At 67.6% G+C, this 18,497-nt stretch carries 16 protein-coding genes; 2 read left to right on the forward strand and 14 right to left on the reverse strand.

Annotated elements, in window-relative coordinates:
- The gene (locus NVV90_RS20670; RefSeq protein ID WP_258439107.1) at window positions 1-753 is read right to left on the reverse strand and encodes a glycosyltransferase family 2 protein; all 753 of its coding nucleotides are present in this window, start codon (window positions 751-753) and stop codon (window positions 1-3) included.
- 492 nt (window positions 754-1,245) lie between these two features.
- Between NVV90_RS20670 and NVV90_RS20675 the strand changes: the two genes are divergently transcribed.
- On the forward strand, window positions 1,246-3,456 hold the full coding sequence (locus NVV90_RS20675) for a PKD domain-containing protein (protein ID WP_258439108.1): 2,211 nt from the start codon (window positions 1,246-1,248) through the stop codon (window positions 3,454-3,456).
- A 21-nt stretch (window positions 3,457-3,477) separates the two neighbouring features.
- Here NVV90_RS20675 and NVV90_RS20680 read toward each other — a convergent pair whose 3' ends face one another.
- The 8 genes from NVV90_RS20680 to NVV90_RS20715 all read right to left on the reverse strand — a co-directional run bounded on the left by NVV90_RS20680 (window position 3,478) and on the right by NVV90_RS20715 (window position 12,352).
- Window positions 3,478-4,806, reverse strand: a complete 1,329-nt coding sequence (locus NVV90_RS20680) for a M18 family aminopeptidase (RefSeq protein ID WP_258439109.1) — start codon at window positions 4,804-4,806, stop codon at window positions 3,478-3,480.
- A 71-nt stretch (window positions 4,807-4,877) separates the two neighbouring features.
- Window positions 4,878-5,801 (reverse strand): intradiol ring-cleavage dioxygenase, encoded by a 924-nt coding sequence (locus tag NVV90_RS20685; RefSeq protein ID WP_258439110.1) that lies wholly within the window; start codon window positions 5,799-5,801, stop codon window positions 4,878-4,880.
- Window positions 5,802-5,863: 62 nt separating this feature from the next.
- On the reverse strand, window positions 5,864-6,559 hold the full coding sequence (locus NVV90_RS20690) for a response regulator transcription factor (protein WP_258439111.1): 696 nt from the start codon (window positions 6,557-6,559) through the stop codon (window positions 5,864-5,866).
- Entirely contained in the window at window positions 6,556-7,842 is a 1,287-nt protein-coding gene (locus NVV90_RS20695) for a sensor histidine kinase (protein WP_258439112.1), read from the reverse strand. The genes NVV90_RS20690 and NVV90_RS20695 overlap by 4 nt, the downstream gene beginning before the upstream one ends.
- A gap of 41 nt (window positions 7,843-7,883) precedes the next feature.
- Window positions 7,884-8,789, reverse strand: coding sequence for a 4-hydroxy-tetrahydrodipicolinate synthase (dapA, locus tag NVV90_RS20700; RefSeq protein WP_258439113.1), 906 nt, complete (start codon window positions 8,787-8,789; stop codon window positions 7,884-7,886).
- Window positions 8,790-8,913: 124 nt separating this feature from the next.
- On the reverse strand, window positions 8,914-9,765 hold the full coding sequence (locus NVV90_RS20705; RefSeq protein ID WP_258439114.1) for an ABC transporter permease: 852 nt from the start codon (window positions 9,763-9,765) through the stop codon (window positions 8,914-8,916).
- A gap of 2 nt (window positions 9,766-9,767) precedes the next feature.
- Entirely contained in the window at window positions 9,768-10,712 is a 945-nt protein-coding gene (locus tag NVV90_RS20710) for an ABC transporter ATP-binding protein (RefSeq protein ID WP_258439115.1), read from the reverse strand.
- Window positions 10,713-10,855: 143 nt separating this feature from the next.
- Entirely contained in the window at window positions 10,856-12,352 is a 1,497-nt protein-coding gene (locus NVV90_RS20715) for a bifunctional phosphatase PAP2/diacylglycerol kinase family protein (RefSeq protein WP_258439116.1), read from the reverse strand.
- A gap of 38 nt (window positions 12,353-12,390) precedes the next feature.
- Between NVV90_RS20715 and NVV90_RS20720 the strand changes: the two genes are divergently transcribed.
- Window positions 12,391-13,107, forward strand: coding sequence for a phosphatase PAP2 family protein (locus tag NVV90_RS20720; protein ID WP_258439117.1), 717 nt, complete (start codon window positions 12,391-12,393; stop codon window positions 13,105-13,107).
- Here NVV90_RS20720 and NVV90_RS20725 read toward each other — a convergent pair.
- The 5 genes from NVV90_RS20725 to NVV90_RS20745 form a co-directional block, all read right to left on the reverse strand.
- The gene (locus NVV90_RS20725) at window positions 13,040-14,221 is read right to left on the reverse strand and encodes an MFS transporter (RefSeq protein ID WP_258439118.1); all 1,182 of its coding nucleotides are present in this window, start codon (window positions 14,219-14,221) and stop codon (window positions 13,040-13,042) included. The genes NVV90_RS20720 and NVV90_RS20725 overlap by 68 nt on opposite strands.
- Window positions 14,218-14,802: a TetR/AcrR family transcriptional regulator gene (locus tag NVV90_RS20730; RefSeq protein WP_258439119.1), complete on the reverse strand. Its 585-nt coding sequence runs from the start codon at window positions 14,800-14,802 to the stop codon at window positions 14,218-14,220. The genes NVV90_RS20725 and NVV90_RS20730 overlap by 4 nt, the downstream gene beginning before the upstream one ends.
- A gap of 5 nt (window positions 14,803-14,807) precedes the next feature.
- On the reverse strand, window positions 14,808-15,386 hold the full coding sequence (locus tag NVV90_RS20735; RefSeq protein ID WP_258439120.1) for a sugar O-acetyltransferase: 579 nt from the start codon (window positions 15,384-15,386) through the stop codon (window positions 14,808-14,810).
- A 72-nt stretch (window positions 15,387-15,458) separates the two neighbouring features.
- The gene (locus NVV90_RS20740) at window positions 15,459-17,141 is read right to left on the reverse strand and encodes an ABC-F family ATP-binding cassette domain-containing protein (RefSeq protein ID WP_258439121.1); all 1,683 of its coding nucleotides are present in this window, start codon (window positions 17,139-17,141) and stop codon (window positions 15,459-15,461) included.
- A gap of 29 nt (window positions 17,142-17,170) precedes the next feature.
- A complete protein-coding gene (locus NVV90_RS20745; protein WP_258439122.1) occupies window positions 17,171-18,481 on the reverse strand; it encodes an FAD-dependent oxidoreductase in 1,311 nt (436 codons plus the stop codon).
- Window positions 18,482-18,497 lie beyond the last annotated feature (16 nt).

An 18,497-nucleotide genomic window follows, 5' to 3' on the forward strand; every position in this document is an offset into this window, starting at 1 on the left:
CTAGGCGCTCCGGACCATGGACAGGACGCTCTGGGGGTCGGTGGGCGTGTGCGGGACCCTCACCTTCGCGTACGCATAGGCCACGCGGCGGAGGGCTTCGGGCCGGGCACCGGCGGTGGGCGCCTCCCAAAGCAGGCATTCCCGCGCGAGCGTCCCCAGGACCCGCCACCCATCGCGGAAGGTCTGCAGGTTCGAGGCACCGGAAATCCGGCCCAGCTCGTTGCTGGGCACCTCGGCGATCCGAAGACCGGCCCTGGCTGCCCGCACGATCAGTTCGGTCTCGATCTCGAAACCATCGGATTCGGGTTCCAGGATCCTGATGCACTCCCTGCGGAAGGCCAGGTATCCGTAGCAAAGATCGGAGTAGTTGCTGTGCAGCACTGCATTGGCCAGGCCGGTCAGCGCCCGGTTGCCGGCACTCCGCAAATGCGTCAGGTCCTCTGAGCCGCCACCGGTGACGTACCGGGAGCCTTTGACGAAATCGTAGTCATGCTGGAGCGGGGAAACGAACCACCCGATCTCCTGCGGGTCCATGCTTCCGTCCGCATCCAGCATCACGATGATGTCGCCCGAGGATGCGGCGAGTCCCGCACGCACTGCGACGCCTTTTCCCTTCCGCTGCTCATTCACCACCACGACGTCGGAGCGGAGTGCGCGGGCAACCTCCACAGTGCCATCCCTGGAGCGCCCATCCACGATGATCACTTCGTCCACATACGAAGGCATGCGGCGGAGGACCCATGGAAGATTCATTGCCTCATTGAGCGTTGGGATTATCACGCTTACGGACGCTCTTGAGGCCTCTACGGCCGGCTTGGGGAAAGAAATTGGGGGTTGGGTGGAAATACTCACATGACTCACCAGTTCGTGACGTTGCGGATGTTTGTCAACGCCGTCCTCAACCCGAAAGTTGAGCGCAGCAGTATCGTGTTATCCGGTCATGTGTCAGGTCTCTGGCCTCCAGCTATCAAATATGCCTTTGACTCTGGCCGTTGACGTTTAGTCTAGGTTTGGCCTCAAGCGGTTGTCACCAGTAGTTGGTACTCGTTTTTCAACCGCTACCTGTGCTTTTCCCTTATGAGTACGGGGAATATCGCGGGCCTCCAATCTCGGTAATGTCGGCTCATTGCCCCCCATTGCGTTCGGGTCTAAACTGTCGCGTATCTTGGGGTTTTGCCGTTGTTGCTGGGCCGGCGGACTTGGGAACTTCAGGTCGACTACACTTTGGGGCCCAGGAGACCTGCGATGAAGATCAAGCATTCCGCCAGATGGCTGAGCCAGACGCTCGTTCTGGCCACACTGATTGCAGGTTCACTCCTCACAGGCTCCAGCGGCGCATTGGCCGACAGCAGCTATGGCACGGAGAGCATCAGCTATTCCGGCGTCAACTACCCCCCGACGGCCGACAAGCCGCAGAGCAAGCTGTGGTGGAACGACGGTTCCTGGTGGGCGGACATGTGGACGTCAGGCAGCGGCTGGCACATCTATCGCCTGGACCGCAGTGCGCAGGCGTGGGTGGACACCGGGGTCCTGAATGACAGCCGCAACAGCACGTTGGCGGACACGCTGTGGGACGGCGAGCATCTCTACATCGCCTCCCACGTGGTCGCCAAGAGTGTGTCGAAGTCCAACCAACAGGCCAAGCTCTACAGGTACAGCTACGCCAATGGCACCTACACACTGGACAATGGTTTCCCGACGACCATCAACAACAACAGCAGCGAAACGATGACCATCGACAAGGACACCACCGGTGCGATCTGGGCCACGTGGACGCAGGTCGGCGGCAACGCGTCCGCCGGCTTTACCAACACGGTCTATGTCAACAACTCCCTGCCTGGAGGTACCAACTGGGCCACCCCCTTCGTCCTTCCTGTCTCCAACCCGAATCCGGCAGCTGACGATATCTCGGCCGTCGTGGCCTTCGGCCAAAACAAGATCGGGGTGATGTGGAGCGACCAGCTCACCGGCTCCATGTGGTGGGCAACCCGCACTGACGGAACGGCCCCGGCGTCGGCTTCTTCGTGGAAGGTTCAACCGGCAATTCAGGGCAATAAACAAGCCGATGACCACATGAACCTCAAAACGCTGCAGGCCGACAACTCCGGCCGCGTCTACGCGTCCGTAAAGACCAGCCTTAACGAAATTTCAGGGGACCCCGCGCTGCCCCAGCTTCAGCTGCTGGTCTTCAAACCCGGCACTGGTTCCTTCTCGGTCTCCACAATTTCCACCTTGGGTGATTGCGTCTCACGCCCGCAGATTGTGCTGGACACCCAGAACAATCTGGTGCACGCGTTCCAAACCGCACCGTCAACCTCCGTCAGCGGCTGCGCCTTCTCCGGCGTGGCAGGCAGCATCTATGAAAAAACCGCCTCCATGGACGATCCTGTTTTCGTGTCCGGCCGCGGCACACCCATCATTCAGGACGACGAATCTGACAACATCAACAATGTGACCACCACCAAGCAGAGCGTGAACAGCACAACCGGCTTGGTGGTGCTGGCCAGCGACGACGTAACGAAGCGCTACTGGTTCGCCGACAGGAGCCTGGACGCGGTCACGCCCCCACCGGTGGCGGCATTCACCGCCACCCCGACCAGCGGTACGGCGCCGCTGGACGTCAGCTTCACGGACACCTCCACGGGCACGCCGACGTCCTGGTCCTGGACCTTCGGTGACGGCGGAACCTCCACGGTACAGAACCCCTCCCACAGCTACGCTGCGGCCGGCATATTCACCGCGACCCTGACGGCCACCAACAGCTCGGGCTCAACCTCCGCCACCTCAACCATCACGGTCAGCCCGGCGCCGCCGGCTGCCGGGGTGAGCGTGGTCGGGTCCACCACAGCGACGGCAGGAACAGCGTCTGCCACCGTGGCAATGGCCGCCCCTGCCGGAACGGCTGCCGGCGATGTGCTGGTGGCCGCAATCACCGCGGACTTCAACCCGACAATGGCGTCCGTGCCGGCGGGCTGGGTGCCCATGGTCAATGCGCTGTCGATCAACAGTGGTCCTTCCTCGGGAGCCCGTGCATTCGCCTACTACTACGTGGTGGGCGCAGCCGATCCGCTCAGTTACACGTGGACCCTGAGCACAGCCGTGAAGTGGGGCGCCGGCATCACCAGTTACCGTGGCGTCAGCAACACCGCACCACTGGACGGCCCGGTGGTCACCGCCGTTGACGCCAGCTACACGGCAACCAGCATCACCGCCCCGAGCATCACCACCGCCACTGACGGCGCCATGCTGATTGGCGGCGTCGCGTGTGATTGCGCGTCGCCCGTGGTGTCCGCACCGAGCGGCTGGACCGAGCGTTGGGAGACCACCGCCGGCCAGGTGGCCGAACTGGCCGACCGGCCCCAGGCTACGGCCGGAGCCAGCGGCACGGCTACCTGGACCCTGAGTGCAGCCCGGGCGGTCGCCGCTTGGCGGACCGCACTGAAGCCGGCCTCCTAAACTGGCTGTCCAGGCCGCGCCCTACACAGCCGTCCGGAAGAACAACTCCGCTGCCTTGGCGAGGTAGTGCGGATCCTCGACGCCGCAGAGCTCGCGCGCCGAGTGCATCGAGAGCAGCGGGACGCCCACGTCCACCGTCCTGATCCCCAGCCGGGTGGCCGTCAGCGGACCGATCGTGGAGCCGCAGGGGACGTCGTTGTTGGACACGAACTCCTGGTAGGGGACCCCGGCCTCGCCGCAGAGCCGAGCCCAGAAGGCCGCGCCTGTGGCGTCCGTGGCGTAGCGCTGGTTGGCGTTGATCTTCAGCAGCGGGCCGCCGTTGAGGACGGGCCGGTTGGCGGGATCGTGCCGTTCGGCGTAGTTGGGGTGGACAGCGTGGCCGGCGTCCGCGGACACACAGAACGACGCCGCCAGGGCCCTGCGCCGTTCGCTCACCGAGGCGCCCAGGCCGTCGGAGATGCGGGTCAGGATGTCCTCGAGGATGGGCCCGCAGGCACCCGAGCGGGAGGCGGAGCCGATTTCCTCGTGGTCGAAAGCCGCCAGCACGGCGATGGGTCCGTCCGCCGCGGCTCCGGCAGCCGTGGAGGCAGCAGCGTGGGCGATCAGGGCCGCCAGGCCCGCGTGCGTGGAGGAGAGGTTGTCGAGCCGCCCGGACGCGAAGAACTCACCCTTGGCCCCGAAAACCGCGGGGGCCTGCGTGTCCGCGATGACGACGTCGTACCCGCCGATCTGCGCGGGATCAACGGTGGCACCGGAGACGCGCCCGGCCAGCAGCCCGAGCAGGTCCTCGCCGGCGGGGTCGCCCAGCCCGAACACCGGGTTCATGTGCTGCTGCTTGCCCAGGGTCAGGCCGTCGTTCACGGCCCGGTCCAGATGGATGGCCAACTGCGGGAAGCGCAGCAGCGGGCCGGTGGCGGTGAGGTGCTCGGTGCCATCGAGCATCACCAGGCGGCCGGCGAGCTGGAGTTCACGGTCCAGCCAGGAGTTCAGCAGCGGGCCCCCGTAGACCTCCACACCGGCCTGCAGCCAGCCGAACTTGCCCGTGGTGGGCTTTGGCTTGAGCTTGAATGACGGCGAGTCCGTGTGCGCGCCGAGGATGTTGAAGGCCGTGGTGGGGCCGGCGCCGGACGGGGTCACCCAGGCGATGAGCGCGCCGTCGCGGATCACGTAGAAGCCGCCGGATCCCGTGCTGGCGGCATCGTCCCAGGGCTGCAGCTCGTCCAGGGCCGTGAAGCCGGCAGTGTCCAGCCGCCGGGCGGCCTCGTGGACGGCGTGGAAGCTCGACGGCGAGGCACTGACGTAGGCGCCGAGGTCCTGGATGTGGTCTGCGGCAGAGTCGTTCGTAGGCATGCCCCCGAGTCTAGCCGCGTCCCCCGGCAGCACCTGCCAGGCCAGCGCCGCGGTCCGGCTATGCTGCCCCGTTACACTGTCACGTTCAACGCCGCGGTGTAGCCGCCGGACACCGAACCGGACATGGTGGCCAGCTGGTAGATGCCGCCGTCGTCGCCGAACACATTGTCCGATTTCAGCGTTGTGTTGGGGAAGTTCCGGGCGCTGGTCTCGTACCCCGCTGAGGCGTATACCTCCTTGCAGGCGGCCTCGGTAAGCGCGATCTGCGAGACGGCCAGCACCTGCCCGGCCTTGGTGGCGTTGCTCATGGATTCAAATACCTCGAAGTGAATATGCGGCCAGCGGCCGTTGTATGCCCCGGGGAAGATGGTAGTGAAGCTCAGCTGGCCGTTGGCGTCCGATTCCTGCACGCCGCGCAGGTAGTTCTCGTTTTCCAGGCCGGAATCGTAGAGCGAATACTTGCCGTTCCGGTCGCAGTGCCAGGCGTAGACGGCGGCTCCGGCCAGCGGGCTGCAGCCATTGGCGTTGTCGAGCAGGGTCAGGGTCACGGTGAGGGGCACGCCTGCGGCTTTGGTGGTGGAGGTGCCGAAACTGGATGTGATGTCCTTCCGGACCACCCCTGAAGCCTCCAGGACGTTGGGACCGTTCGAGCCGTCGCCGGGGTAGGGGCCCAGGGTTTCCTGCGGGATCTCCACGCGGCATTCCGCGAAGGCACGCGTCACTGTGGGCGAGGCGGTCGCCGAGGGGGTGGCCGTCGTCATGCCGGTAGAGGCGGAGGAGGATGCAGTGCCCGACGGCGTCGCACTGGCGCTGCTGTCCGTGCCGGTTCCAGGGGTGCAGGCCGCGAGCGCGGCGGCCGTGCCGGCGCCCAGCAGGACGCCCAGGGTACGGCGGCGGCTCAGCAGCGTGGACAGGTCGAATTCCAGGCCGCGGTCGTGGTTGGGATGCGGCTGGTCCTGCGTGGAGGGCTGCGGGGGCTGGGGTGAAGTTGTCATGTCTCCATGGAAGCGGCCGGCACTATGCGGTGTACATAGCCTGGCTGTGAGCCGCCTGTGAATCAGTAGTCGGGGTTGCTCGGAACCACCAGCCCGGTTTCGTAGGCGTAGACCACCACCTGGACGCGGTCGCGCAGGTGCAGTTTGGTGAGGATCCGGCGGACATGGGTCTTGACCGTGGCCTCGGACAGGAAGAACTTGTGCGCAATCTCCGCGTTGGAGAGGCCCTCGGCGATGGCTTCCAGCATCTCCGTCTCGCGCGGCGTGAGCTCCTCGAGCAGGGGGTCCCGGGGGTGCGGGGCGGCCTGGCCGGGCGGTCGCGCGCCGCGGACGTAGGTCTCCAGGAGCCGCTGCGTGACCCGGGGCGCCACCACGGCGTCGCCGCTGGCCACGAGCCGCACCGCCTGGACCAGTTCTGCGGGGGCCACGTCTTTCAGGAGGAAGGCGGAGGCCCCGGCCTGCAGTCCTGCAAAGGCATATTCGTCCAGGTCGAACGTGGTGAGGATGATGACCCGTGCGCTGGAGGCCGAGGCCGTGATGCGGCGCGTGGACTCGATGCCGTCCATCATGGGCATGCGGACGTCCATGAGGACCACGTCCGGCTGCAGCGCCTCCACCTGCCGCAGGGCCTCGTTGCCGTCCGAGGCCTCTCCCACCACGTGGAGATCGTCCTCGCCCTCGAGGATGAGCCGGAAGCCCATGCGCAGCAGCGGCTGGTCATCCACCAGCAGGACTTTGATCGGACCGTTCTCGGTCATGACTTCCCCTTGTCACCGTTCCATTGCAGTTCCGCGTGGACGCGCCAGCCGCCGTTAAGGCCTGGGCCGGCATCCACGGTTCCAGCATAGATTCCCGCGCGTTCCCGCATCCCCGCGATGCCTTGGCGCGTTCCCACGGTGCCGGCTTCGCTGCCCGGCTCCCGGGTGCCGCGGCCGTCGTCGAGCACGTCAATGGTGACCGAATCGCCGGCCCTGACGATATGCACGTCCACCCGGCCCAGGGAGCGCCCGTAGCGGAGCACATTGGTGAGCGACTCCTGCACGATCCGGTAGACGGTGAGCTGGAAGGCGGCGTCCTGGGGCAGCGTGGGGCCCGTGTGCGAGTAGTGCAGCGGCAGCCCTGCCGTGCGGAAGCCCTCCAGCAGCTTGGCGAGGTTGTGGCCGGATTCGAGCGGCGCCAGGGGCGCGGGCTTCCCCGAATCGTCGCGCAGCACGCCCAATACGCGGCGCATGTCCGCCAGCGCCATGCGGCCGGTGCGCGAAAGTTCGCCGAGGACCTCGCTGGCGCGTTCCGGATCCTTCCTGACCACCACGGCGGCCCCGTCCGAGAGGCTGACCATGACGGTCAGGGAATGCGCCACGACGTCGTGCATTTCCCGGGCGATCCGGTTCCGTTCGGTGATGGAACCCAGCTGGGCGGTGCGGGCGGCCCAGGCCTGGATTTCGACCTCGTGCTCGCGCCGCTGCCGGACGGAAATGCCGATGCCGGTGGCGATGAGGTTGGACAGCAGGATGCTGACGGCGGCGGCGATGTTGCTGACCAGGTGGAAGTTCTCCGGGGTGCCGTCCTGGCCGGCAGGGGTGGACGGGCTGGTCCACATGAACAGGTACACGAGGGTCAGCGGCAGGCTCGCGGCACCGAACACCACCAGGGCATAGGTCCGGGCCCGCGCCACCGCCACGGCATACAGGGCGAACCAGAGGCCGGCAGAGACGTTCGAGCCCCAGGGGTTCAGCAGCGTGACGCCCACCTCGAGGATGGCCACGGCCGCCGTCACGCTCACGGGGAAGCGGCGCCGCAGGAACAGGACCCCCGCAATGGCCAGCAGCAGCGCGGCGGCGAACCACTTGCCGTCCACGATCGAGGCGATGAGGGTGGCCAACGCCAGCAGGAAATAGCAGAGCACCACCACGGCGTCCATGGCCCGCGGGTGCTCGAAGAAGTACCGGCGGATCCGGCCACGGCGGCGCAGGGTGATTTCAGCAAAGGACGCGTCGGCCACCTGGGCCGACGCGTCCTTTGCTGGCAAATCTTCGCTCATGGCTTGAGCTTAGTTGAGCGGCCGCAGTGGCCGGCCCGTGTCTAGAATTCCATTCCCGCTTCGGCGAGGTCGGCCTTGATGGCGGCGATCTCGGCCTCGCCCGGTTCCACCAGGGGAAGCCGGACCACGGAGCTGGACAGGATTCCCTGCCACTTGAGGATCTGCTTCACGGCCACCGCACCCTGCACGTGACCCATGGCCGCACGGATGAGCGGGTCCAGTTCAAAGTGCAGGCGGCGGGCCGTGGCGAAGTCGCCTGCGGCGGCGGCGTCCACCAGTTCGCGGAACTTGCGGGGGGCAACGTGGGCGGTCACGCTGATCAGCCCGACGGCGCCGGCGGCCATCAGCGGAAGGGTCAGTCCGTCGTCGCCCGAGTAGACGTCCAGGTCGGTGTTGGCCAGCACGCGCGTGGTGGCGGAGAAGTCGGCCTTGGCGTCCTTCAGCGCGACGATGCGCGGGTGGTCCGCCAGCCGGATGATGGTCTCGGTGGCGATCGCGACGCCGGCGCGGCCGGGGATGTCGTAGAGCATGACCGGCAGCTCGGTGGCGTTGGCGGCGGCCTCGAAGTGGGCCTGGATGCCTGCCTGGCTGGGCTTGTTGTAGTACGGGGTGACCAGCATGATCCCGTGGACGCCAAGTGCCGCGGCGCGCTGGGTCAGGCTGATGGTGTGCCGGGTGTCGTTGGTGCCGGTGCCGGCGATGACCTTGGCGCGGCCGCCCACGGCGTCCAGCACGGCCTGGAACATGCCCAGGTTTTCCTCGTCCGTCAGGGTGGAGGTTTCACCCGTGGTGCCGGTGACCAGGATGCCGTCGCAACCGCCGTCCACCATGGTGTTGGCCAGTTCCGCTGCCTGCTTATAGTCCACTGCCCCGTCGGCGGTGAAGGGGGTGACCATGGCGGGCACCAGGGTTCCGAACGGACGGGAGGCAGCGGAGGAGTCAGTCATGGACAAAACGTTACCGGCTCGGGGGCGGAAACTCTTAAACGGAGTCCGGCAGAACGGCCATCGCCGTTCTGCCGGAGCCCGTGTGTTCTGCCGGAGCCCGTGTGTTGCTTGGACGCCGGCTTGCCTAGACGTCGCGCTTCTTGAGCAGCACCATGGCCAGGACCACGGGCACCACTACCCAGGCGCCCAGCACCAGTCCGGCCTGCCAGACTTCCAGGGTGTCCTTGACGTGCTCGACGGCGGTCAGGGGCGTGATGGTGCTGGTGGGGAGGTACTTGTTGGCTTCCTTGAAGAAATCGCCGGGGATCAGCTGGAAGGCGATGGGCGCCACGAAGAACAGGCCAACCAGGCTCATGATGCCGCCTGCCGAGTTGCGGATCAGGGTGCCCAGCGCCATGCCGATGGCGGCCACGGCGGCCACGTAGAGGCTGTTGACGAGGAGCATCTTGACGGACTGCGAGCTGCTCAGGTCCAGCTTGAGGTTGTAGTTGTCCACGATGGGCAGCGACACGAGTCCGGCAATGTAGGTGGAGACGGCCGTCAGGGCGAAGGCGCTCACCATGACCACCACCAGCTTGGCGATGAAGGCCGGGAGCCGCTTGGGAACGGCGGCAAAGGTGGACCGGGCCATGCCGGTGGTGAACTCGGAGCTCATGAGCAGGACGCCCAGGGACCCGAGGATGAGCTGGGCGAAAGAGATGCCCGAGGTGGGAATGCCGACGGCGAGGTCCCCGCCCTGCGCGGCAATGGCTGCTGCGGCCTGGGGATCCGATGCGGCTTGCTCGGCGAACTGTCCGGTCCCCCAGGCCGACAGGGCGCCGAAGCCCACCATGACCACGGCGGTGGAAGCCAGGAGGATCAGCGTGGACATCAGAGTGCGGAACTTGATGAATTCCGAGTTCAGGACCCGGAAGAACGACGGTCCGGGTCCGACGGCGTTGCGGAAGGTCCGGCGGTCCAAAGTAGTGGTGCTCATGGCTAGTTCCCTCCGGCCTGTGCGGAAACCGGGGCTCCCGTGGTGATGTGCGAGTGGTATTCGACCTCGTCCTTGGTCAGTTCCATGTAGGCCTCCTCGAGGCTCGCCTGCAGGGGCGTCAGCTCGTAGACCATGACCTGGTTGTCCAGGGCGGCCCGGGCGATGCCGCGCGGGTCCAGGCCGGTGACTTCCAGCAGCTCGCGGTCCTGTGCCTCCACGGAGACGCCGTTGGCGGCCAGCAGCTGCATGAGCCGTTCGGGCTGGTCGGTGCGGACACGGGTGCGGGCCTGGCCCTTGCCGGTGATGATCTCCTTGATGGGGGCGTCGGCGATGATCTTGCCGCGGCCGATCACGATCAGGTGGTCCGCGGTCAGCGCCATCTCGCTCATGAGGTGGCTGGAGAGGAAGACCGTGCGGCCCTCGGAGGCGAGGTACTTGACGAGGTTGCGCACCCAGACGACGCCTTCGGGGTCCAGGCCGTTGACGGGTTCGTCCAGGATGATGGTCTGCGGATCGCCCAGCAGCGCGGCAGCGATGCCGAGGCGCTGCCCCATGCCGAGCGAGAAGCCCTTGACCTTCTTCTTCGCGACGTCGCCCAGTCCGGTCATCTCGATGACTTCGTGGATGCGCTTCTTGGGGATGCTGTGCGTGGCCGCCATCGCCAGCAGGTGGTTGTAGGCCGTGCGGCTGGTGTGGACCGCCTTGGCATCCAGCAGGGCGCCGATTTCACGCAGCGGCGCCAGGTGCTTGGCGAACGGCACACCGTTCACGGTGACCGTTCCCGCCGTCGGCGCGTCGAGGCCCATGATCATGCGCATGGTGGTGGACTTGCCGGCGCCGTTCGGGCCAAGGAAGCCCGTCACCCGTCCGGCCTGGACAGTGAAGCTGACGCCGCCGACGGCGGTTTTGTCGCCGTAGACCTTCGTCAGTCCTTTTGCCTCAATCATGGAAGCGTTCCCTCCTGGGAGCAGATGGCTGCAGTTGCGTGTGTTGACTGTAGTTACAACGCTAGCCACGTCCGGTGCGGAAATCGCCGGTCTCAGGGATGATTCAGGGGCCAGTCAGGGTAGTCCTCATGGATGACACTGACTCAGGGACGCGGCCCGTACACGCGCAGCTTCCCGCGCTGCACGGTGAACTCCGCGGTCCGGACACCCGGCAGCGGTTCGCCGTCCACGGCCAGGACCAGGGGCTTGCCGATTGCCTCGATGCTGAGCCGGGACGCCTCGCTCAGGTGCGTGACTTTGGTGGCCGCCACGGTGCCGGTGAGCACGGCCCAGAGGAGCCGGAGCCGGGCAAAGGGTTCGTCGGCGGTGACCATGCGGATGTCCAGCACGCCGTCGTCGAGCACTGGCCGGCTCAGCGGTGCCACGTCCCGCGGGTAGTAGCGGCCACGGCCCAGGTAGAGGATCCACAGCTTGTGCCGCACGCCGTCGATTTTCAGGGTGGTGGGCGAGGCCACGGCGAAGGTGCGCAGGCCCGCCACGAGGCCGGCGAGCGGTTTCCCCAGCGCCGGCTGGAGCCGTTCGCGGCGGCGGACCAGGTTGGGGTAGACGCCGAAGCTTGCCGTGTTGAGCATGGTGAGCTCGAGGGTTTCGTCGGCGCCCTCGATGCCCCGGCCCACGGAAACGTGCCCGAGATCCGAGGAGACGGCGGTCCCCGTCGAGGCAGCCGCCGCGGCCTCCGCCACCGTGGCCACACCGGCGTCGCGGGCGAAGTGGTTCAGCGTGCCGCCGGGCAGCACCAGCAGGGGCAGGGACTGTCCGACGGCGGCCGCGGCGGCGGTGCCCACCGTGCCGTCGCCGCCCCACACCCCCAGGGCTTTGGTCCCGGGCCGGGCGGCGGCCGCCTGGATCTGGGCGGCCACGTCCTCGCCCTCGCTGATTTCATGAATATGCGCCTTGGGGAATGCTTCCCGGAGCAGCGTGACGGTCTCCGGCGAGTAGGAGCCGCCCAGCGCGTTGACCGCGATGCTCAGCCCCTCGCCGTCGTCGAGGGCCGGCGCCTCGGCAGCCGTCCGGCCGGTGGGCGGGGCCGCTTGCCGCTCCGGCCACCACTTCCGCGTCAGCAAGGCCGCCCCGGCGCCGATGGTGCAGCCGAACACCACGTCCGAGGGCCAGTGCGCCCCCGTATGGACCCTGGAGTAAGCCACTCCTGCGGCGATCGGGGCCAGCACCGCCCCCAGTGCCGGGGACACCATCCCGGCACCCAGGGTGAAGGCCGCGGCGGAGGCCGAGTGCCCCGAGGGCAGTGAAGAGCTGGTGGGCTGCGGGTGCACGAAGCGGAACACCGGGAGATGCTCGGGCAGCGGCCGGGCCCGGGGGAGCAGCGTCTTGAAGAGCAGGTTGGTGGCGGCCGAGGCGACGCCGAGCGCCAGGAGACCGTGCAGGGCGGCCCGGCGCGGCTTGCCCGGAAGGGCGGCGAATCCGCCGGCGATGGCAAACCAGAGCTTGCCCTTGGTGGCCGCGGCGGAGAGGGCGCTGAAGAAGTCGTCGTGCTGGCCCTGGGGCTGCCGCGAGACGGCGCGGACGAGGAAGCGGTCGAATACTGCCACCCGGCCAGGACCCTTGCGCAGCATGCTTCGCATCCCCCCACCCTAGCGTGGCGCACCACTAGGATGTAGCCATGATCCGGGCCCTTCTCCCGCGCAGGTCCGCGGCCGGAACGGTGGTAGCCGTCAGCACGGCGCTGCTCACCGTGGCCGTGGTGCTGGGCGGGATGCTGCTGCTGGACGTGGCGCGGCCGGCCTTCCAGGACATGGACAATTCATGGCACGACTTCTCTGCCACGCTGCACACGCCCTTGTGGGATGCCGTGAACCCCGTCCTGAACTGGGCCGGCTACATGGGAATGCTCATTTTCCACGTGGTGCTGGCGTTTGCCCTGATCGTGGGCCGGCGGCCCATTTCCGCCGCCTTCAGCGCGACCGCAGGGTTCGCCGTGGTACTCGTGACGCAGCTGGCCAAATGGACCATCGGCCGGGAACGTCCGGCCGACAACCACGTCCTCACCGATACCGGTTCCTACCCCTCCGGCCACGTCTCCGCCACCACGGCGTTCCTGCTGGTGGTGACGCTGCTTCTGGGCCGCTGGTGGATGTGGATGCTTTCCCTTGCGGGAATCTTTGCCATGATGCTCAGCCGCACCTACCTGGCCGCCCACTGGTTCACGGATGTGGTGGGCGGCGCCTGCCTGTCAGCCGGGGTGGTGCTCCTGCTGTGGCTGGCATTCCAGGACGTATGCATTCAGGAGAATATGAATGCCGTGCAGACGGCTACTTGGTGGTCAAGGGCTTTGCAGCGCCGGCAAGCCAGAGGGCAAGCAGGATCGGAGCCCCGATAGCCAGCAGCGCCAAGTGGATGCCCGTGTGGTCCCCCAGGTAGCCGAGCAGCGGCGGGCCCGAAAGGAATGCCACGTAGCCGATCGTGGACACCACGGAAACGCGGGCGGCGGCGTGCTTGGGGTCATCGGCCGCGGCCGACATGCCCATGGGGAAGGCCAGTGCGGCGCCCACACCCCACAGGGCGGCACCGATGCCGGCCAGGACCAGGTTGCCCGCGAACACGAAGAGCGCCAGGCCCAGGGCCGCCGCGGCCATGCTGGCCCGCAGCACTGCGACGCGGCCGAACTTGTCGATGACCATGCCGCCCAGGAACCGCATCACGGTCATCGCGAGCACGAAGAGGGCGAAGAACAGGGCGCCCGTGGACTCGGAGGTTTCCAGCCCGTCAACGGCGGCCTTGGCGATCCAGTCGTTGCCGGCACCTTCCGTGAGGGTGGCGCCGAGCACCACGACGCCGATCAGCAGCGTGCGGGAGTCCCGCCAGGCCGAGGGGCCCTTGGCCGCTGCCGCCCCGCCGTCGGCGGTGTCATGGGACTCATGCGGCAGGAAGTAGCGTGGCGCCGTCAGTGCCAGCAACACTACAACGCCGGCGATCACCAGCAGGTGCTCGGGCAGGCCCACGCCCATGCCGGAGAGCCCGGCGCCGATCAGGGCGCCCACAAAGGCGCCCCCGCTGAAGGCTGCATGGAACTGCGGCATGATGGTGCGCCGGAGCCGGTGTTCGACGTCGGCGCCCTCGATGTTCTGCGCCACGTCCCACAGCCCGACTCCCACGCCGAAGAAGAACAGCGCCACGGCGGTGCCGGGCACGGACTCGGCCATGAGGGAGAAGGCGATGCCCGCACCGGCGGCCGCGGCCACCATCCCGCCGAGCCGGACGGTGTTGGCCGTTCCGATCCGCCCGATCACCCGTCCCGCGGACGGCAGCGCGAGCAAGGACCCGACGGCGGTGCACAGCAGCAGCGTGCCCATCTGGCCGGAGGTCAGGTGCAGCGTCTCGGTGACGGCCGGGATGCGCGCGGCCCAGCTGGCGAACACGAGTCCGTTCATGCCGAAGACCAGGAACGTGGCCACGGCCGCGGCCCGGACGTTGATGCTTTGGGTGAGGGTCATTGAGTGGCAACTTCCAACGTGGTGTGCTCGGTGTGGTTCAAGGGAGTGGTGATGCGGGCGACCGCCTCCACCGTGGTGGAGCGGTGGTGCGGTTCCGTGTCGAGTGCGGCATGGATGAACAGTCCTTCGATCAGCGCGTCCAGCATCCTGCACGTGACTGGATCGAAATGCAGCCCGAGGGCCCGCCTGCTCCGGGCCATCCAGTCGCGGGTGATCTGGCGGAACACCGGTTTCCTGGCGGCCAGCGTGTAGAGCTCGTGGGTCAGGACCAGGTCCCGCTGCGAGTCCAGCAGGTCAAGGTGGATCAAGTCCACCACGGCCCGCCGCGCGCCCTCGACATCCGCCGCTCCCGCGAGCTGCTCGTCAAAGCGGTCCGCGATCGAGTCGCCGAAGCGCCGGAAGGCTTCCGTAAGAAGCTCGTCCATGCCGGCGAAGTGATATGTCATGGATCCCAGCGGCACACCGGCCTGTTCGGCAATCCTGCGGTGCGAGGCTCCGGCGACACCCTGGGCTGCGATGACGTCCAGGGCGGCATCGATGATCCGGTCCCGGCGCTCCGGGTCGAAACGGCGTGTGGCCACGGCTGTCAGATCTCCCGGATGACGCGGGCCGGGTTGCCCACAGCGAGCGAGTTCGCCGGTATGTCCTTGGTGACCACGGACCCGGCGCCGATCACGGAATTGCTGCCGATGGTGACGCCGGGCAGGACGATGGCCCCGCCGCCGAGCCATACGTTGTCGCCGATGGTGATCGGTTCCGCGGCTTCCAGGCGGTCGCGCCTGGGCTGGGGTGCCACGGGGTGGGTCGGGGTCAGCAGCTGCACGTTGGGGCCGATCTGGCAGTCTTCGCCGATGCTGATCGGGGCGACGTCCAGGGCCGTCAGGTTGTAGTTGATGAAGGTACGTGCGCCCACCGTGATGTATGTTCCGTAATCGACATATATCGGGGGCTTGATGTGCGCCTCGTAGCCCAGGGAGCCGAGGAGCTCGTCCAGAATGGACCGGGCAGCATCCGGGTCCTCGGCATAGGCGGCCGTGTACTTTGTCTGCAGCGAGACTGCGCGCTGTGATTCACGGGCGCTCTGGGGGTCGTCGGAGATGTAGGGGTCCCCGGCAAGCATGCGTTCCCGGTTGGTGCGCGGATCGCCGGCAAAGTAATCGGTCATGCGTACGATCGTACACATCCTTGGGGTGAAGAGAAAGGGAGCCCTTGCGCCGCCCTCGGGACCGCGTCGAGGCTAACGGGCCCGGTCGACGCGCCCTTCGTCCCAGACGGGCTCCTCGGACTCGTAGACCTTGCCGTCCGAGCCGAACACCAGGAAGCGGTCAAAGGACTTCGCGAACCAGCGGTCGTGCGTCACGGCCAGGACGGTTCCCTCGAAGGCGTCGATGGCGCGTTCCAGGGCCTCGCCGGAGTGCAGGTCCAGGTTGTCCGTGGGCTCGTCCAGGAGCAGGAGCGTGGCGCCGGAGAGCTGCAGCAGCAGGATCTGGAACCGCGCCTGCTGGCCGCCGGAGAGCGATTCGTACTTCTGTTCCGACTGCCCTGCCAGGCCGTAGGCATCGAGCGCGCCGGCCGCGGCCTCGCGGGCCAGGCCGGAGCGGTGCTCGTCGCCGCGGTGCAGGATTTCCAGCAGGGTGCGGCCCAGGAGGTCGGGGCGGACGTGCGTCTGCGCGAAGAAGCCGGGGCGGATGCGGGCGCCGAGTTTCACGGTGCCCTCGTGCGGCACTTCGGCGATGACGACGTCGGACACCGGCAGGTGCTCGCGTTCCGGGTCGGTACCGCCCGTGGCGAGCAGCCGCAGGAAGTGGCTCTTGCCGGAGCCGTTGGAGCCGAGCACGCCCACGCGGTCGCCGAACCAGATTTCCGTGGAGAACGGCTTCATCAGGCCCGTCAGTTCGAGCTTCTCGGCCACGACGGCGCGCTTGGCGGTGCGGCCGCCCTTGAGGCGCATGCGCACGTTCTGCTCGATTGGCAGGGCCTCGGGCGGGCCGGCTTCGAGGAACTTGGCCAGGCGCGTCTGGGCGGCCTGGTAGCGGTTGGCCATGTCGGAGCGGAATGCGGCCTTGTTCTTGTACATGTTGACGAGTTCCTTGAGCTTCACGTGCTCCTCGTCCCAGCGCTTGCGGAGCTCTTCGAAACGGGCGTTACGGTCCGCGCGGGCCTCCACATAGGAGCCGAAGCCGCCGCCGTGGATCCAGGCGCCGGCGCCGTTGATGCCCGGTTCAAGGGTGACAATGCGCCCGGCGGCGTTGTTCAGCAGCTCGCGGTCGTGGCTGATGAACAGCACGGTCTTCTTGGACTCGTTGAGCTTGGCTTCGAGCCAGCGCTTGCCGGGGACGTCCAGGTAGTTGTCCGGTTCGTCCAGGAGCAGGAGTTCGTCGGGGCCGGAGAAGAGGGCCTCGAGCACCAGCCGCTTCTGCTCGCCGCCGGACAGGGTGGACGCCCGGCGGTGCTGTGCCTTGTCGAAGGACAGTCCCAGCGCAGCCATGCAGACCTCGTCCCAGACGGTCTCGACGTCGTAACCGCCGGCGTCTCCCCAGTCCACGATCGCCTGGGCGTACTTCATCTGGGAGGGCTCGTCGTCATGCTCGAGCATGGCAAGCTCGGCGTCCTCCACTGCTTTCGCAGCCGCGGCGAGTCCGGGAGGGGCCGCAGAGACCAGGAGGTCCCGGACCGTGGACTCGTCCCGGACCTGGCCCACGAACTGGCGCATGATGCCCATGTTGCCGGAGCGGCCCACGGCGCCTTCATCCGGGACAAGATCGCCCGCGATGATCTTGAACAGGGTGGTCTTGCCGGTTCCGTTGGGTCCGATCAGCGCCGTCTTGGTGCCGTCCGGGACCTTGAAGGTCACGCCGTTGAGCAGCTGGGTGCCGTCGGAGAGGAAATAGTCAATGCCGGAAACGTCAATATGGGCCACCGGTCAATCTTCCCATGGCTTGCGGGAGGTTACTTTGCCGCCTGGGGCGGGCCGCCGCCGTCGGACCGGCCGCCGCCGTCGCGCCCTTCGCGCCGCGCGAACGCCGGGGCATGTTCGGGCCGCGGCCCGAAGGCGATCATGAGCGCAGGCAGCTTCCGAAACCCGGGCAGGTGCCGCGCGATGAACACGACGGGGCCTGGCGCAGCTGCCTGCTGCCCCCTCACGACCGAGCCAAAGACCACCTTGTGGAGCAAGAGCTGCATGTTCTGCAGGACCACCGTGGGGAACCAGCGGCGCTTCTGGACCGAAGCCAGCTCGGCCTCGCCCAGGGTCCCGAGGAGCAGCGGCCCGGCGATGCGCGTGGCCGCGGCCACGGCGTCCTGGATCGCCAAGTTGATTCCGACGCCGCCGGCGGGAGACATGGCATGGGCGGCGTCACCGAGCAGGAGCAGCCCGGGCTTGTGCCACCGGTTGATCCGGTTGAGCTTGACGTCCAGGAGGTGGAGATCGTCCATGGACTTGATCTCGTCCACCCTGTCCGCCAGGTCCGGCCGCAGCTTGGCCACGCGGGCCCGGAAGCTCTGCACCCCTTGGGCCCGCAGCTGTGGATCCAAGCCCTTCGCGGCAAGGTAGGCGATCTGGTAGTACTCCTTGCGGGTCAGGCTCAGCAGGATGTCGGACCCGGCGAAGCGCGGCACAATGGAGGCCACCGGCTCCTGTTCATCGTCGCGGCGGGGAAGCCGGAACCACCAGGCATCGAACGGCACCGGGAACTCCTGCGGAACCAGGCCGGCCTTCCCGCGGAGCACGGAGCCGCGGCCATCGCACGCCACGGTGAGCTCTGCACGGATCTCGCCGCTTCCGGTGGCCTCGCCGGACACCGCATCACGGGTGCGGTACGCCACCCCGGCGACCTTCCCGCCGGCGTCGTACAGCAGATCCGTGGCCTGGGTGTTCCTCCGGAGGGTGAACTGCGGCTCCTGCCGCGCGGCGTCCACCAGGAAGTTCAGGAGGTCCCATTGCGGCACCATGGCCACGTAGTTGTAGGGCGGCTTGAGGAGGCCAAAATCGGCGAGGGTGACTTCTCCACTGCCCGTTGGAAGCCGGAAGTTGCCGAGTTTGCTCTGCGGGAGCTTGCGGAAGCCCTCACCGAGGCCGAGTTCGTCCAGCAGCCTGATGGTGGAGGCGTGGACGGTGTCGCCGCGGAAATCGCGCAGGAAGTCGGCGTGCTTTTCGAGGACGGTGACGCCGACGCCGGCGCGCGCCAGCAGGAGTCCGAGCATCACGCCCGCGGGGCCGCCGCCGGCGATGACGCAGCTGGTGCTTTCAGCCTGGTCCATGGTTCCCCTCCCAGCC

The sequence above is a fragment of the Arthrobacter sp. CJ23 genome (assembly GCF_024741795.1).
Classification (GTDB): domain Bacteria; phylum Actinomycetota; class Actinomycetes; order Actinomycetales; family Micrococcaceae; genus Arthrobacter.

Coding starts and splice junctions, on each gene's coding strand:
- NVV90_RS20670 (WP_258439107.1), bottom strand. CDS start 753: ATGAATCTTCCATGGGTCCTCCGCCGCATGCCTTCGTATGTGGACGAA.
- NVV90_RS20675 (WP_258439108.1), top strand. CDS start 1,246: ATGAAGATCAAGCATTCCGCCAGATGGCTGAGCCAGACGCTCGTTCTG.
- NVV90_RS20680 (WP_258439109.1), bottom strand. CDS start 4,806: ATGCCTACGAACGACTCTGCCGCAGACCACATCCAGGACCTCGGCGCC.
- NVV90_RS20685 (WP_258439110.1), bottom strand. CDS start 5,801: ATGACAACTTCACCCCAGCCCCCGCAGCCCTCCACGCAGGACCAGCCG.
- NVV90_RS20690 (WP_258439111.1), bottom strand. CDS start 6,559: ATGACCGAGAACGGTCCGATCAAAGTCCTGCTGGTGGATGACCAGCCG.
- NVV90_RS20695 (WP_258439112.1), bottom strand. CDS start 7,842: ATGAGCGAAGATTTGCCAGCAAAGGACGCGTCGGCCCAGGTGGCCGAC.
- dapA (WP_258439113.1), bottom strand. CDS start 8,789: ATGACTGACTCCTCCGCTGCCTCCCGTCCGTTCGGAACCCTGGTGCCC.
- NVV90_RS20705 (WP_258439114.1), bottom strand. CDS start 9,765: ATGAGCACCACTACTTTGGACCGCCGGACCTTCCGCAACGCCGTCGGA.
- NVV90_RS20710 (WP_258439115.1), bottom strand. CDS start 10,712: ATGATTGAGGCAAAAGGACTGACGAAGGTCTACGGCGACAAAACCGCC.
- NVV90_RS20715 (WP_258439116.1), bottom strand. CDS start 12,352: ATGCGAAGCATGCTGCGCAAGGGTCCTGGCCGGGTGGCAGTATTCGAC.
- NVV90_RS20720 (WP_258439117.1), top strand. CDS start 12,391: ATGATCCGGGCCCTTCTCCCGCGCAGGTCCGCGGCCGGAACGGTGGTA.
- NVV90_RS20725 (WP_258439118.1), bottom strand. CDS start 14,221: ATGACCCTCACCCAAAGCATCAACGTCCGGGCCGCGGCCGTGGCCACG.
- NVV90_RS20735 (WP_258439120.1), bottom strand. CDS start 15,386: ATGACCGATTACTTTGCCGGCGATCCGCGCACCAACCGGGAACGCATG.
- NVV90_RS20745 (WP_258439122.1), bottom strand. CDS start 18,481: ATGGACCAGGCTGAAAGCACCAGCTGCGTCATCGCCGGCGGCGGCCCC.